The organism is Oceanobacter mangrovi, assembly GCF_019740315.1.
In the GTDB taxonomy this organism is placed as follows: Bacteria; Pseudomonadota; Gammaproteobacteria; order Pseudomonadales; family Oceanobacteraceae; genus Oceanobacter; species Oceanobacter mangrovi.
In genome coordinates, this window is the sequence record NZ_JAHXZR010000004.1 from 33,978 (window position 1) to 48,459 (window position 14,482).

Genomic DNA, 14,482 nt, shown 5'->3' on the forward strand with positions numbered 1-14,482 from the left:
TCCTTTTGAGCTTGTTGTTATTGTTGTTGGCCCAGTGGCCTGGGTACTCTTTTGCGAGCGCTGTGCCAGCCATCAATAATTTTTTAACTCATTGAAAATAAAGAGAAAGATATTTTAGGAACCCAAAATCGGAATACCTGATTTCCGCATTTGCTGAAAAACGGTTCGGCAAATCAGCAAGCTTCTGCAAATAACAAAAATAAGGAAGGTGCTTTTATGAACCCCAAAATAAAACCTCCTCGGCATAACCGGCAGCTGGCACCGATCAGTGAGGCGATTGACGACAGCCTGCTGTCGGAGCAACTGGAGTTTGACCCCGATGGCGGTCAGATCCGCTTGTTTGGTCATCGCATGCTTCTGATGCATGGCTTTGCCATGGCATCGCTGCGGCGGGAATTGATTGAGAAGCTGGGTCAGAACGCAGCCCGCCAGCTATTGACCCGTATTGGTTACCAGCAAGGCGTGGAAGATGCCCGTGCCTTGACGGATGCCGATGACCTGAGCATCTACGACACCCTGGCCTTGCTACCCAGATTGCGGGAAATGCAGGGATTTGTGCGCCATCAGGCCCATGAGCGAATGCACCTGAACCCGGAAACCGGCGAATTTCGGGCCGATTATTTCTGGCAGGGATCGTGGGAAGCGGAAGTTCATCGGCAGCAGTTTGGGCTCGGTGGTGAACCGGCCTGCTGGATGATGGTGGGTTATGCGACCGGAGCGACGACGGCCATGATGGGGCGGCCAATGATCTGGCGGGAGGTTGAGTGTGTGGCTATGGGACACAGCCGATGCCGGGTTATTGGCCAGCCGCTGGCTGAATGTGATGAGCAGCATGGTGATGAACTGGCATTTCTGCAGGTCGAACATTTTGTCAGTAGCCCTGGTGCCAGGCACTCGCGTTTTCAGCAGCCAGACAGTGGTCATTCTGCCGTACCACTGGAGCAGCTGCTGCAGGCCGCTGACGAGCTGCATGCGACTGAGGAATTACCGGAGTTGATTGGTGCATCGGCCAGTTTTCATGCTGCAGTGCACTTGCTCAAGCGGGTTGGGGCGACCGATGCCACTGTGTTGCTGAAGGGGGAAAGCGGCGTTGGCAAAGAGCGGTTCTCAAAGAGCCTGCATGCCATTGGGCCGCGCGCAGACAAGCCGATGGTATCGGTGAATTGCGCTGCCATCCCGGCAGATTTGGTCGAAGCCGAATTGTTCGGCGTCGAGAAAGGGGCTTTCACCGGTGCGCATCTGTCCCGTCCCGGGCGTTTTGAACGTGCACACGGCGGTACCCTGTTTCTGGACGAAATTGCCAGCTTGCCAATGCACGCCCAGGGCAAGCTCTTACGGGTGTTGCAGGAAGGCGAGGTTGAACGCGTCGGTGGCAGCAAGGTTCACAAGGTTGATGTACGAATTGTGGCGGCAGCCAATCGCGATTTGCGCGAAGAGGTTGCTGCCGGGCGTTTCCGTGAGGATCTGTTCTTTCGGCTGAACGTGTTTCCGATTGATATCCCCTCATTGCGGCAACGCCGTGATGACATCCCACTGCTGGTGCACGTATTCATCAAACGCAGCTGCAAGCGATTCGGCAAGTCGATCCCCGGTTTGACCCGGCGAGCCAGCGAGGCGCTCTGGCGTTATGAATGGCCAGGTAATGTCCGGGAACTGGAGAACATGATTGAACGAGCGGTGATTCTGGCCGATGACGGGGAATATCTGGATATTCGCCAGCTGTTTTCCGGTGGCGAGCAGGTGCCGTCTCCCCAGACTCCAACGCTGCTGATCGGGGCTGGTCAGCCTGAGCCTCCGTGCTGTGCCGATAACCCGCTGGACAGCGAGGATCTCCGGCTGGCACAACTACTGGAACAGGCTGGCTCGTTACAGGGCGTTGAAAACCGCTTGCTCAATTGGGCACTGGAGCAAAGTGGTGGCAATGTTTCGGCAGCCGCCCGTTTGCTCAATATGCGCCGTGGCCAACTGGAGTACCGCTTGCGCAAACAGGCGGAGGATCAGGATTGCTGACGTAACTCCCGAATGGTTGCCAGAAAGGATTGCAGCAAGGGCGACTGATTGTCTTTCAGATACACGCAGCTGAGGTCCACTTTGGCACTGGCGGGCAGGTCATGAATGGGTTTGTAAATAATGCCGGGCAACTTCAGCGACGTTGCCGATGCCGGCACCAGACAAATACCGAAGTTACTGGCAGCCAGCGCTACTGCCGTGACGGCATCACCGACTTCCTGCGATACCCGTGGCAGGAATCCCTGTTCCTGACAAATGTTAAACACCTTGTCTACAAAGTTGGGGCGGCCGGTATTGGGGAAGGCAATAAAAGGCTCCTTGCCCAGCGTATCGAACGGTAGTGAGTCAAATTGTGCCAGCGGCGAATGTTCACTCACTGCAATAAACAGTTGCTCGGTTGCGATCACTTCACTGACGATGTCTGGTAGCGGTGCCAGAACACGGTTAAAACCGATGTTGATCCGGCGCTGACGCAAGGCATCAATCTGTTTGCTTTTGTCCATGGTGTGCAGCACCACATTGACTTCCGGGTGCTTGCGGCGGAACGCCTGTAGCAGTTTGGGAATGGTGTCGAATATCGCTGAACCAAAAATACCAACGTCAAGTTGGCCCAGTTCTCCTTGCCCTGCCTTGCGTGTTCTGTCGGTTGCCAATTCAACCAGAGCGTTGATATTACGGGCTTCCTCAAGTAACAGCTGTCCAGCTTCAGTGAGTTCGACGCCTTTCGGCGTGCGCACAAACAACTGTACACCGAGGTGTTCTTCCAGCTGTTGAATCTGACGGGTGAGAGGAGGTTGGGAGATATGAAGCTTCAGCGCAGCGCGGCCAATATTGGCCTCCTCAGCAACCGCGATAAAATACTTCAGCTGTTTCAGGTCCATCGACAGGCTCCTTGCTGACATACCGATTGGGTATCAAGTACCCAAGTTATTAGTATTAGACGAGTATGGAAAAGCTAAGATACCGTGATCATCAGCGAAACAGAAGTAGCCAGCCAAAGGCTGTAAAGCAACATTCTGCCTCATTAAAAATAATAAAGAGGAGGCCTCTAATGGCTTTGTCAGGAGTACTACGTCCCGGTCATGCACAGATCCGGGTTATGAATCTTGAAGAAGGTGTTCGTCACTATCGTGATGTTCTTGGTCTGGTTGAAACCGGCCGTGACTCGCAGGGGCGTGTGTATCTGAAGGCCTGGGACGAAGTGGATCACAACAGTGTGATTTTACGTGAGGCAGATCGCGCTGGTCTGGATTTTTTCGGCTTTCGGGTGCTGGATGATGAAACACTCGATAGACTGGAAATTGATCTGAAAGAGTACGGTCTCAAAACCGAGCGTATTCCGGCGGGTGACATGCTGGAAACCGGTGAGCGAGTGCGCTTTGAGTTGCCATCCGGCCATCTGATTGAGCTCTACTCGCAAAAAACCAAGGTTGGTAATGGCAATGGCAATGTGAATCCGACGCCATGGAATGAGAACTCTGAGCGGGGTATCGCGCCGGTTCGTATGGATCATGCTCTGCTGTACGGCCCGAACGTTGCTGAAGTTCAGAAAATCTTCGAAGACGTGTTGGGTTTTCAACTGGTCGAGCGTTCACTGACCCCGGATGGCCAGGGAAATATGGGAATCTGGTTGACCTGCTCCAACAAGGTACACGACATCGCCTTCGTTGAGCATCCAGAGCCGGGTAAGCTGCATCACGTATCGTTCTTTATCGAAAGCTGGGATCGGGTACTTCGTGCTGCGGATATCATGAGCATGAACGATGTGCCGGTTGATATTGGACCTACCCGCCACGGTGTGACTCGCGGAGGTACCATTTACGCGTGGGACCCATCCGGTAATCGCTTCGAAACCTTTATGGGAGGATATATCGTATATCCCGACCATGAAGTGCTGACCTGGACTTTTGAAGGGCTCGGTGAAGGCGGCGGTCTGGATTATGCCCAGCGTAAACTGCATGAGTCGTTTCTGACGATTGTTACCTGATTTATATTTTCAGAATTAATGGCATGACCGCTGGGGAATCGGGTGGTCATTTTATGATGGCAGTCAGATAAGTTGATTGCTCCCTATATCTGATGAATCAGCAAGTTGCATTTGAACCTGTATTACCTGTTATCTTCATGATTGCATTGTATTATCGTTGGTGTGTCACATACCCTTTTGGCGATTTCGAAAGAAATCGCCTTTTTTACGTCTGCAGAAAAATCATTTGGCATATATTTATGCAGCCGAATATATACAGGATTCGGCCGGACATGGTTGTCATTATGGCTGAAGCTTCTTCAGCCGGTAGGCCATCGCGGGACGGCTGATTCCCAACAGACGGGCTGCATGGGTGATATTACCGTCTGCCTGGCGCATGGCCTCTTCAAGCAGGCGGGATTCCAGCTGCTCCAGGCCAATGCCATCCTTGATAATGGCGCGCGCATGGTCAGCAGAATCGCCTTGTTCAGCTGCTTCCTGATGATCTTCTTGCTGGCTGTCTGGTGTCATGGAAGGCCGTTCCAGGGTGCCATTGCGGCTGATGATATTCAGTGGATGCGTTGGCTCCATCAGCGATGGAAACAGGTTCATCAGCTCAATCGAGTTGCCGTTGTCCGTCAGAATGACTCCGCGTTCGATCATGTTCTCCAGCTCCCGGATGTTCCCCGGCCACTTGTACTGAAGCAGTGCTTGCAGGGCGCGATCCGAAATACCGGCCAGCTTCTTGTTATAGAGTGCCTGATACTTGTCGAGGAAATGATCTGCCAGCAGAGGAATGTCTTCGATGCGTTCCCGCAACGGCGGAATACAAAGAGGGAAGACGTTCAGTCGAAAGAACAGATCGGCGCGAAAGCGGCCTTGCTGGACGGCTTCTTCGAGGTTTTCGTTGGTTGCCGCAACGACCCGTACATCAATCTTACGGGTACGGTTATCGCCAACCCGCTCAAGTTCCTGTTCCTGTAGGACGCGCAGCAAAATGGCCTGGGCCCGGGGCGAAAGCTCGACGACTTCATCCAGGAAAATGGTGCCACCGTGGGCCCGTTCAAAGCGACCTTCACGACTGCTGCTGGCACCGGTGAAGGCTCCTTTCTCTACCCCGAACAACTCGGCTTCAATCAGGTCTGGCGGAATGCAGGCACAGTTCACGGCGATGAAAGGGCCATCCTTGCGGTCACTGGACTGGTGCAAGCCGCGGGCGACCACCTCCTTGCCAACACCGGTTTCTCCGCATAGCAGCACGGAAACCTTGCTTTGTGCGGCCTTGCGAATCAGCTGACATACCTGCAAAAAAGCTTCTGACCGACCGACGGAGTTGGTCAGTAAATCTTCTTCCAGCTGTTCGTTGCGTACCCGCGCCTTGAGCCGTTCGACCTGCTGCTGCAACAGATCCAGCTCATCAGCCAGATGGCTCGGTTGCAAAATGGCTTGCATGCTGGCGGGGTCGACTGGCCGACCAACAATGCGGCAATGGCTGTGGCCCATGCCCCGGCATTCCTGTTCCTGATACAGAATCGGCATGCCCAGAAATGAACTGGTATAGCCGCTGGCGTAGCCCAGCAAGGTCCAGCACACCGGATAGTCCGACAGCCCGTGGCTGGCCAGGTGCTGCTCCATTTCGTAGGAGCTGACCCATTCAAATTCGCCGTGGTAGTGATGTTTTTCGAGGTCGATTTCCAGCCGTTTGGGAATCACCTGCACAATCCCTTCAATGGCGTGTAACTGAACGCCAGCAAGAAAGGCTTCTTCCAGCGGCATATGGGCGCGTACCTTGCGCGCGACCTCCGCATCACGCTTGCCAGACTGGTAGCCAAAACGAATCAGAAAGCCGCGAGCACGTTCCACGCCCATGGATTCGATCAGTTCGTTACGCAGAATCCCCATGTCACCCGCATGAATCAGTAGCATGCGGTCTTCCTGCAGCCAGATTTTGCCTTGCTGCGGACAGAACTGGATTTGGGATAACAGGTCGTCTGCTTGAGGGAGTTGCGGGAGCGAGTACGCCATACGGTATCTCTTGATTATTTATATTTATTATTGATGAGGCAGGTCATTTGGAATGACTGCCTGATCATATCATGAGGTTGTAATTTCGACCTGATCATTTGGTGAGGCTATTACCGGGAAATTGCGATTTTGATTCTGAATAGTGATCTATTTGAGCCAGAAAATCTGGCATATCGGTTGCAATAGCCTGATTGAGTAATAAACCGGCCTTTGCCGGTCAATATAAAAATAACCACTCGATCACAAGGTGATTGCCATGACTTTGGATTCGGCAATAACAACGCCAGCGACAGATATCGAACCTGTTAAATATATTCGGATTCGCAGTAAACCGGGTGCCCGGTTTGTGGAATTCGACTTCGCCATTAATGACCCGTCGTTGTTTGTGGAATTAATAATGCCACCGGCGGTGTTTGACTCGTTCTGCCAGACCAACCGGGTGGTGCAAATGACAGCAGCCCAGATGCAGGCCGTCGATATGGAACTGGAAAAATGGCGCTACGGGGAAGAAACCCTGATGGCGGCCAATCACCAGCGCAACTGATCCAGATAACAACAACCACATTGGAAGCCCGTATGACTATTGAAATCAAAACAGCAACGATCGAGCCGATCCGGTCGACGTTCGCCAATCTGCAGCGCCGGTTTGGCGACAAGCCTGCCAGCCGTTATCAGGAAGCGACCTACGACGTGCAGGCCGAAACCAACTTTCACTATCGGCCGTTATGGCAGCCGGACAGGTTACTCAACGACAAGCGTCGCACGGCAGTGGTGATGGAGGACTGGTACAGCCTCAAGGACCCTCGCCAGTTTTATTACGGCAGTTATGTGCAGCAGCGTGCCCGCATGCAGGAGCAGGCTGAAAACAATTACGCCTTTTTTGAAAAGCGTGATCTGGCCAGGCACCTCAGTGATGACGCCCGCAACAGTCTGATTCGCCATCTGGTGCCACTGCGCCACGTCGAACACACCGCCAATCTCAATAACGTTTATGGCAGCGCCTATGGCTACGGTACTGCCGTCACCCAGGCAATGCTGTTTGATGGCATGGATCGCCTGGGCATCGCCCAGTACCTGTCGCGGATTGGTCTGATTCTGGATGGCAATACGGGGGAGTCCCTGAGCGCCGCCAAACAAAGCTGGATGCAGGACAGCTGCTGGCAAGGCATGCGGGCGATGTGTGAGAAGAGCCTGACTGTCGAGGACTGGTTCGAGACCTTTGTACTGCAGGATCTGGTCATCGATACCCTGATGCAGGAGTTGTTTTACGTCCGGTTCGACCAGTGGCTGAGTGAGCACGGGGGCCAGGACGTCGGCATGCTGACCGAATTTATGCGTGATTGGTACAAGGACACCAGCCGCTGGGTCGATGCCGTATTGAAGGAAGCGGTCAGTGAATCTGCTGCCAACCAACAGCTGATACAGGGCTGGTTTGGTAACTGGCGCGGCAGGGTGGTTGAAGCACTGGCGCCGGTTGTGGCGGATATGAACATCGACGATGCCGCTCTTGATATCGCGCTGCAGACGCTCGACAAACGCGCCGCCAAAGTTGGCCTGTAACCGGAGATTCCCATGTCAAAAGTGTACCTGATCCTGCAAGACAACGACGATTCCCGCTACCTGGTGGAAGCCATCGAAGCAGACAACCCGGAAGTTACCACCATCCATCAGCCAGCGCTGATTCGGCTGGAAGCTGAAGGTCGTCTGGTGATTAACCGCGAGACCGTCGAAGACAAACTCGGTCGTGACTGGGATGTGCAGGAGCTGCATCTGAACCTGATCAGTCTGGGCGGTAATGTGGATGAGGATGAAGACCGGCTGGAGTTGAGCTGGGCGGTTTAAATGGACGAAATCTGGCTCCCACGCTCCTGCCTGGTAGCCGCAGCGTCCTGGCGTTCCCACGCAGAGCGTGAGAACGAGACAATCGCGTCGGCTGCCTGACTGCTGCTGGTCGACCACAAAAATAACAACAAGGAGCCTGTTATGGCTGCGAAGAAATTGAACCTGAAAGACAAATACAAGTTACTGACCCGAGACCTAGACTGGGATTTTTCCTACGAGGATCGCAAGCAGGCTTTTCCTTACGAGGACTTTGAAGGCATCAAGATTCACGACTGGTCCAAATGGGAAGATCCATTCCGCCTGACCATGGATGCCTACTGGAAATATCAGGCTGAAAAAGAGAAAAAGCTCTACGCCATCTTTGATGCATCACAACAGCATAACGGCCATCTGAATGTCTCTGACGCACGTTATATAAACGCAATCAAATTGTTTCTGACCGGTATTTCGCCACTGGAATATCAAGCCTATCAGGGCTTTGCCCATGTTGGCCGTCAGTTCGGTGGTGTGGGGGCGCGGGTTGCCTGTCAGATGCAATCCATCGATGAACTGCGTCATGTGCAGACTCAGGTTCACGCCATGAGTCAGTACAACAAGTTCTTCGACGGCTTCCACGACTGGACCCACATGCACGACCGCGTGTGGTACCTGTCGGTGCCGAAGTCATTCTTCGATGACGCTCGTACCGGCGGCCCATTCGAGTTTCTGGTGGCGATTTCTTTCAGCTTCGAATACGTGCTGACCAATCTGGTGTTTGTGCCCTTTATGTCGGGCGCGGCACACAACGGTGATATGGCGACGGTAACCTTCGGTTTCTCGGCGCAGTCTGATGAAGCCCGCCATATGACGCTGGGCCTTGAAGTGATCAAGTTCCTGCTGGAGCAGGATGAAGCCAATGTGCCGATTGTGCAGAAGTGGATCGACAAATGGTTCTGGCGTGGCACCCGTTTGCTCAGCATCGTCGGCATGATGATGGACTACATGCTGCCCAATAAGGTGATGAGCTGGAAGGAAGGCTGGGAAGTCTACTTCGAGGAAGCGGGTGGGGCTCTGTTCAAGGATCTGGCACGTTACGGCATCCGCATGCCGAAGTACGCTGGAGTGATCGAGAAAGAAAAGGAACACGTTTCCCATCAGGCCTGGTGGACTTTCTACACCTATGGTCACGCGGCTGGTTTCCATACCTGGATTCCGACCGATGAAGAGCTGGACTGGCTGGGCGAAAAGTATCCAGACACCTTCGACAAATACTACCGGCCGCGTTGGGAGCTGGCGAAAAAGCTGGAAGCCGAGGGTAAACGTATCTATCACAACGCCCTGCCACAGCTCTGTAACACCTGTCAGATTCCGTTGTTGTTCACCGATATGGACAACCCGACCGAGGTCTCTCATTGCGTGACTGAATATCAGGGCGACAAGTACCACTTCTGTTCTGACGGCTGTAAGGACATTTTCGAAGACGAGCCCGAAAAATACGTTCAGGCCTGGCTGCCTGCTCACCAGATTTTCCAGGGCAACTGTGGCGGGCCAGATATTCCGGACATCCTCAAGGACTACTACCACTTCAATCTGGGCGCCGACAACCTCGACATAAAAGGCAGCCCGGACGAACAGCGCTGGAAAGAGTGGAAAAAGCAGGGCTGATTGCGGGACATATGCATTGATCCATGCAGGTCGGATAGAGGCAGTGAAGCTACCGCCATCCGCCACCAGGGTTTATCCGTGCTGCGGAAATGGCGCTCCCACGCCAGGCGTGGGAGCGAGAAAAAATACCTGACGAGAATAACAATATGGCTGTTAACGCGATCGTTCCGGATTACTCCGGCGAAATCAAAGATAAGTTTGAAAACTTTCACGGTAATCAGGTGGTGTACGTCGACTGGGCTGCACACCGTTTGTTTCCTGCCCCCATGAGCTGGCCGTTGCCACCGGATATGCCCTTTGTGGCACTGCGTGAACAGGTCATGGCAGGCACTTTTGGTATTCATCCCGAATGGCCAGAGATCGACTGGAGCCGTGTTGAATGGACTCTGGATGGCGAGGCCTTTACTCCGGATGAACAGCAAGGATTGGCCGAGCAGGGCATTGGCCATAAATCCATGCTGCGTTTCCACACGCCTGGCCTGAGCGGCTTCCAGAACGCGGGGGTATAACTCATGAGCTATGTGGTAACCATTGAACCGACTGGCGAGGAAATCGAAGTCGAGGAAGGCCAGACAATCCTGGATGCGGCGTTGCGTCAGGGAGTCTGGTTACCGTTTGCCTGTGGTCACGGCACTTGCGCAACCTGTAAGTGCCAACTACTGGAAGGCGATGTTGATATCGGTGATGCCTCGCCCTTTGCTCTGATGGATATGGAGCGTGATGAAGGCAAAATTCTTGCCTGCTGCGCCAAACCGGAAAGCGATCTGGTGATTGAGGCTGACGTCGATGTAGACGATGACTTCGCCGGACACCCGGTAGAGGACTTCAGGGGCACGGTCGTTGCCATTGAGGATTTGTCGCCAACGATCAAGGGCATTCGCTTCCAGCTGGATCGCGCAATGGCATTTCAGGCAGGCCAGTACATCAACCTGACGATTCCGGGGATTGAGGGCTCGCGGGCATTCTCGATTGCCAATCCGCCATCGAAAGCTGCTGAACTGGAGCTGCACGTGCGTCTGGTGCCGGGTGGAGCGGCGACCAGCTGGATTCACGAGACCATGCAAGTGGGTGACGAACTGAAGGTAGCTGGCCCCTATGGTCAGTTCTTCGTGCGCAAGTCGGACGATAAGGACGTGATTTTTATTGCTGGTGGCTCGGGGTTATCGAGCCCGCAATCCATGCTGCTGGATATGCTGGAACAAGGAGATACCCGCCAGATCTACCTGTTTCAGGGGGCCCGTAATGTCAGTGAGCTGTACAACCGTGAGTTATTGCAGCAGCTGGCGGAGCAGTATGACAACTTCCACTATATTCCGGCGTTGAACGCACCGGCTGACGGCGATGACTGGCAAGGCTTTACGGGCTTTGTACACGACGCAGCCAAAGCCCATTTTGATGGCAAATTTGAAGGCCACAAAGCCTACCTGTGTGGGCCGCCACCGATGATTGATGCTGCCATTACCACCTTTATGCAGGGGCGTCTGTTCGAACGGGACATTCACATGGAGCGTTTCTACACCAAGGCGGATGGAGCTGAAGATCAGCCTCGTTCCGCCTTGTTCAAACGTATCTAGCGTACAGCCCTGCAAGCCCCGACGTGTTCGGGGCTGCTTCGTCACTCTCTACTGGCAACTCTCTGCCAGCCACTCTCTGCCAGCCACTTGTCCACGCTGCTGGATCACTGCTGACAAGCTAAATTGATACCTGACAGGTATGAAGGAGCCGATTAAATAGTATTAGCTGGTATGTAGAGCATTCTTTACCCTTGAACTTTAACGATCGACCAGCAGGTTGCTGGATAACTCTAATTAAAGGTCGAGGTTCACGCGTTATGCTCCAGATTGATAATTTCATTAATGGCTCTTTCAAAGCAGCGTCCAGCGGCCGTCGTTTTGACAAGCGCTCTCCCGTCGATAACAAAATCATTGCCTCTATCGCAGAAGCCAGCGCCGCAGACGTGGATGAAGCCGTCAAGGCTGCCCGCGCTGCCTTGCATGGTGAATGGGGTTCCATGTCCCAGGAAACCCGTGTTGGTTTGCTGTACGAAGTTGCGGATGAAATCACCCGTCGCTTCGACGATTTTGTTGCTGCCGAAATGGAAGACACCGGTCAGCCAGAACACGTTATGAAGCACGTCTTCATTCCCCGTGGCGCAGCCAACTTCAAGGTCTTTGCCGACGTTATTAAGAATGTTCCGACCGAATCCTTTATGACGGATACGCCAGACGGCCGTGGCGCACTGAACTACGGTCTGCGTGTACCCAAAGGCGTGATCGGTGTGATCTCGCCATGGAACGCGCCTTTCCTGCTGATGACCTGGAAAGTTGGTCCTGCTCTGGCCTGTGGTAACACCGTACTGGTGAAGCCTTCCGAAGAAACCCCGTTCACTGCCGCACTGTTGGGTGAGGTGATGAACAAGGTCGGTATCCCGGCAGGTGTCTACAACGTGCTGAACGGCTTTGGCCCGAACTCCGCTGGTGAATTCATTACCTCCCATCCGGGCGTTGATGCCATCACCTTCACCGGTGAAACCCGTACCGGCAGCGCCATCATGAAGGCGGCTTCTGAAGGTACGCGTGACGTGTCGTTCGAGATGGGTGGCAAGAACGCCGGTATCGTCTTTGCCGATGCGGATTTTGATGCCGCAGTGGATGGCATTTTCCGCTCTGCTTTCCTGAACACCGGGCAGGTGTGTCTGGGCACCGAGCGTGTTTACGTTGAGCGTCCGATTTTCGACAAGTTTGTGACGGCCCTGAAAGCCAAGGCAGAAAGCGTGAAGTTTGGTCGTCCGACCGACGCTGGTGTGAACTACGGTCCGCTGATCAGCCGTGAGCATCAGAACAAGGTGCTGAGCTACTACAACAAGGCCGTTGAAGAAGGCGCTACCGTGGTCACCGGTGGTGGTGTGCCACAAATGGAAGGCGAACTGGCCGAAGGTAACTTCGTGCAGCCCACCATCTGGACCGGCCTGCCAGAAACCGCAGCCGTGGTGAAAGAAGAAATCTTTGGCCCTTGCTGCCATATCAGCCCGTTCGACACCGAAGAAGAAGTCGTCGCCAAGGCCAACGATACCGAATACGGCCTGTCGACCACCATTTGGACTACCAACCTGAACCGTGCCCACCGTGTGACGGCGCGTATCGACGTCGGTATCTCCTGGGTCAACTCCTGGTTCCTGCGTGACCTGCGTACCGCATTCGGTGGCACCAAGCAGTCTGGTATTGGCCGTGAGGGTGGGGTGCACTCGCTGGAGTTCTACACCGAACTGCGCAACGTCTGCATCAAGCTGTAAGGAGTGCTGACATGGCTATGGATATAGAACAGATCAACCAGCTCGGTGACGAGCTGTACAACGCTTTTGTCAGCCAGACCACTCTGGTGCCGTTCACCGAACGGTTTGAAGACATCACGCTGGAAGACGGCTACCGCATTCAGGAGCGTTTTATTCAGCGTCGTCTGGAAGCTGGTGAAACCATTGTGGGTAAAAAGATCGGCGTCACCAGCAAGCCGGTGCAGGATTTTCTCGGCGTGTTTCAGCCGGATTTTGGTCAGCTGACTTCCAACATGATCTACGCCGAAGGCGACGTCATGAATCTGGATGAACTGATCCAGCCGAAAGCCGAAGCCGAGCTGGCCTTCATTCTGAAAGAAGATCTGATCGGCCCGGGCGTTACCGCCATGGACGTGATCCGTGCCACGGACTATGTAGTGCCGTGTTTCGAGATTGTCGACTCCCGAATCGACAACTGGAAGATCAAGATTCAGGACACCGTGGCTGATAACGCTTCCTGTGGTGTGTATGTGCTGGGCGAGACCAAAGGCGATCCGAAAAAACTCGACCTGACGCTGGCAGGCATGGTGCTGGAGAAAAACGGCGAGCTGCTGAGCACCTCTGCCGGTGCGGCGGTGCAGGGTTCGCCGGTCAATGCGGTGGCCTGGCTGGCCAATACGCTGGGGACACTGGGCATTCCGTTCAAGGCCGGTGAAGTGATCTTGTCTGGGTCCCAATCCCAGCTGGTAGAAATCAAGGATGGCGACACCCTGACCTGCACTGTGGGCGGTCTGGGTAGCTGTTCTGTGTCCTTTAAAGGCACCACCTCGGTTCAACGTCAGGCCAAAGCAAATGCACAGGAGAGCAAGTAATGAAAGACGTCACACTGAATCGTGAAGACATCGTGCGCCTGTGTGAGCGTGTGGAAGGCGCACAAACCCGTGCCTACGAAATTCCCAAGCTGACCAACGAATATCCGGCCATGACCATGGACGATGGTTACGCGGTGCAGAACGAACTGCGTCGTCGTTTTATCGAGCAGGGCCACAAGCTGGTGGGCTGGAAAGCCGGTCTGACTTCCAGGGCCAAGATGAAGCAAATGGGCGTGGAAGTACCGTCGATAGGTTTCCTGACAGACAAGATGGCAGTACCGGAAGGCGGCAAGATTTCCGTTTCCGAGCTGGTGCATCCGCGCGTGGAATGTGAAATCGCCTTTGTCACTTCCAATGATCTGGAAGGCCCGAATTGCACCGCCGAACAGGTGTTAGCGGCTACGGATTACGTGCTGCCTGCCATCGAGATCATCGACTCCCGCTTCCAGAAGTTCAGTTTCGACCTGCAAAGCGTGATTGCCGATAACGGCTCATCGGCTCGTTTTGTTGGCGGCGGCCGTCCGCGTTACGCCAGTGATCTGGATCTGCGCACCCTCGGTGTGGTGATGGAGAAAAACGGTGAAATCGTTGAAATGGGCGCTGGCGCTGCGGTGATGAACAACCCGGCCGAAGCCGTCGCCATGCTGGTGAATATCCTGCACGGGCTGGGTGAATACCTGCCCAAAGGCAGCTTCGTGATGAGTGGTGGTATCACGGCTGCGGTTGCCGTTGAACCCGGCGACTTTGTTTCCGCACGCTTCCAGGAACTGGGCTCGGTATCGGTTTCCTTTATTGAATAACCTCAGTCTCTGTCGCGTGGTCGACAGGGCACAAAAATAAAAAGGGGTCACC

General features: G+C 54.2%; 13 protein-coding genes. 11 read left to right on the top strand and 2 right to left on the bottom strand.

What is annotated here, in order from left to right:
• The first annotated feature begins 216 nt into the window (after positions 1 to 216).
• Complete coding sequence (locus tag K6123_RS09640) at positions 217 to 2,010, top strand: sigma-54-dependent Fis family transcriptional regulator (RefSeq protein ID WP_221797115.1); 1,794 nt, start codon at positions 217 to 219, stop codon at positions 2,008 to 2,010.
• Here K6123_RS09640 and K6123_RS09645 read toward each other — a convergent pair.
• Entirely contained in the window at positions 1,998 to 2,891 is an 894-nt protein-coding gene (locus tag K6123_RS09645) for a LysR family transcriptional regulator (RefSeq protein ID WP_221797117.1), read from the bottom strand. The two genes, K6123_RS09640 and K6123_RS09645, sit on opposite strands and share 13 nt — an antisense overlap.
• A gap of 170 nt (positions 2,892 to 3,061) precedes the next feature.
• On the opposite strand from K6123_RS09645, the gene K6123_RS09650 reads away from it, so the two are divergent.
• Entirely contained in the window at positions 3,062 to 3,997 is a 936-nt protein-coding gene (locus K6123_RS09650) for a catechol 2,3-dioxygenase (protein ID WP_221797119.1), read from the top strand.
• Positions 3,998 to 4,279: 282 nt separating this feature from the next.
• Here the strand turns inward: K6123_RS09650 and K6123_RS09655 are convergent, their stop codons facing one another.
• The gene (locus K6123_RS09655; RefSeq protein WP_221797121.1) at positions 4,280 to 6,001 is read right to left on the bottom strand and encodes a sigma-54-dependent Fis family transcriptional regulator; all 1,722 of its coding nucleotides are present in this window, start codon (positions 5,999 to 6,001) and stop codon (positions 4,280 to 4,282) included.
• A 256-nt stretch (positions 6,002 to 6,257) separates the two neighbouring features.
• Between K6123_RS09655 and K6123_RS09660 the strand changes: the two genes are divergently transcribed.
• The 9 genes from K6123_RS09660 to dmpH all read left to right on the top strand — a co-directional run bounded on the left by K6123_RS09660 (position 6,258) and on the right by dmpH (position 14,430).
• Positions 6,258 to 6,545, top strand: a complete 288-nt coding sequence (locus K6123_RS09660; protein ID WP_221797123.1) for a phenol hydroxylase subunit — start codon at positions 6,258 to 6,260, stop codon at positions 6,543 to 6,545.
• 32 nt (positions 6,546 to 6,577) lie between these two features.
• Positions 6,578 to 7,561, top strand: a complete 984-nt coding sequence (locus K6123_RS09665) for an aromatic/alkene monooxygenase hydroxylase subunit beta (protein ID WP_221797126.1) — start codon at positions 6,578 to 6,580, stop codon at positions 7,559 to 7,561.
• Between the two features lie 12 nt (positions 7,562 to 7,573).
• Entirely contained in the window at positions 7,574 to 7,843 is a 270-nt protein-coding gene (locus K6123_RS09670; protein ID WP_221797128.1) for an MmoB/DmpM family protein, read from the top strand.
• 141 nt (positions 7,844 to 7,984) lie between these two features.
• The gene (locus tag K6123_RS09675; protein ID WP_221797129.1) at positions 7,985 to 9,487 is read left to right on the top strand and encodes an aromatic/alkene/methane monooxygenase hydroxylase/oxygenase subunit alpha; all 1,503 of its coding nucleotides are present in this window, start codon (positions 7,985 to 7,987) and stop codon (positions 9,485 to 9,487) included.
• A gap of 146 nt (positions 9,488 to 9,633) precedes the next feature.
• Entirely contained in the window at positions 9,634 to 9,996 is a 363-nt protein-coding gene (locus K6123_RS09680) for a phenol hydroxylase subunit P4 (protein ID WP_221797131.1), read from the top strand.
• 3 nt (positions 9,997 to 9,999) lie between these two features.
• Complete coding sequence (locus tag K6123_RS09685; RefSeq protein WP_221797133.1) at positions 10,000 to 11,061, top strand: NADH:ubiquinone reductase (Na(+)-transporting) subunit F; 1,062 nt, start codon at positions 10,000 to 10,002, stop codon at positions 11,059 to 11,061.
• 257 nt (positions 11,062 to 11,318) lie between these two features.
• Positions 11,319 to 12,779, top strand: coding sequence for a 2-hydroxymuconic semialdehyde dehydrogenase (locus K6123_RS09690; protein WP_221797135.1), 1,461 nt, complete (start codon positions 11,319 to 11,321; stop codon positions 12,777 to 12,779).
• Positions 12,780 to 12,790: 11 nt separating this feature from the next.
• Positions 12,791 to 13,630: a 2-oxopent-4-enoate hydratase gene (gene dmpE, locus K6123_RS09695; protein ID WP_425517706.1), complete on the top strand. Its 840-nt coding sequence runs from the start codon at positions 12,791 to 12,793 to the stop codon at positions 13,628 to 13,630.
• The gene (gene dmpH, locus K6123_RS09700; protein WP_221797137.1) at positions 13,630 to 14,430 is read left to right on the top strand and encodes a 2-oxo-3-hexenedioate decarboxylase; all 801 of its coding nucleotides are present in this window, start codon (positions 13,630 to 13,632) and stop codon (positions 14,428 to 14,430) included. The genes dmpE and dmpH overlap by 1 nt, the downstream gene beginning before the upstream one ends.
• Positions 14,431 to 14,482 lie beyond the last annotated feature (52 nt).

Excerpts from the sequence above, each read along its gene's own strand:
- K6123_RS09660 (WP_221797123.1), top strand. The coding sequence starts at position 6,258 with ATGACTTTGGATTCGGCAATAACAACGCCAGCGACAGATATCGAACCT.
- K6123_RS09645 (WP_221797117.1), bottom strand. The coding sequence starts at position 2,891 with ATGGACCTGAAACAGCTGAAGTATTTTATCGCGGTTGCTGAGGAGGCC.
- dmpH (WP_221797137.1), top strand. The coding sequence starts at position 13,630 with ATGAAAGACGTCACACTGAATCGTGAAGACATCGTGCGCCTGTGTGAG.
- dmpE (WP_425517706.1), top strand. The coding sequence starts at position 12,791 with ATGGCTATGGATATAGAACAGATCAACCAGCTCGGTGACGAGCTGTAC.
- K6123_RS09655 (WP_221797121.1), bottom strand. The coding sequence starts at position 6,001 with ATGGCGTACTCGCTCCCGCAACTCCCTCAAGCAGACGACCTGTTATCC.
- K6123_RS09690 (WP_221797135.1), top strand. The coding sequence starts at position 11,319 with ATGCTCCAGATTGATAATTTCATTAATGGCTCTTTCAAAGCAGCGTCC.
- K6123_RS09665 (WP_221797126.1), top strand. The coding sequence starts at position 6,578 with ATGACTATTGAAATCAAAACAGCAACGATCGAGCCGATCCGGTCGACG.
- K6123_RS09650 (WP_221797119.1), top strand. The coding sequence starts at position 3,062 with ATGGCTTTGTCAGGAGTACTACGTCCCGGTCATGCACAGATCCGGGTT.
- K6123_RS09675 (WP_221797129.1), top strand. The coding sequence starts at position 7,985 with ATGGCTGCGAAGAAATTGAACCTGAAAGACAAATACAAGTTACTGACC.
- K6123_RS09680 (WP_221797131.1), top strand. The coding sequence starts at position 9,634 with ATGGCTGTTAACGCGATCGTTCCGGATTACTCCGGCGAAATCAAAGAT.
- K6123_RS09640 (WP_221797115.1), top strand. The coding sequence starts at position 217 with ATGAACCCCAAAATAAAACCTCCTCGGCATAACCGGCAGCTGGCACCG.
- K6123_RS09670 (WP_221797128.1), top strand. The coding sequence starts at position 7,574 with ATGTCAAAAGTGTACCTGATCCTGCAAGACAACGACGATTCCCGCTAC.
- K6123_RS09685 (WP_221797133.1), top strand. The coding sequence starts at position 10,000 with ATGAGCTATGTGGTAACCATTGAACCGACTGGCGAGGAAATCGAAGTC.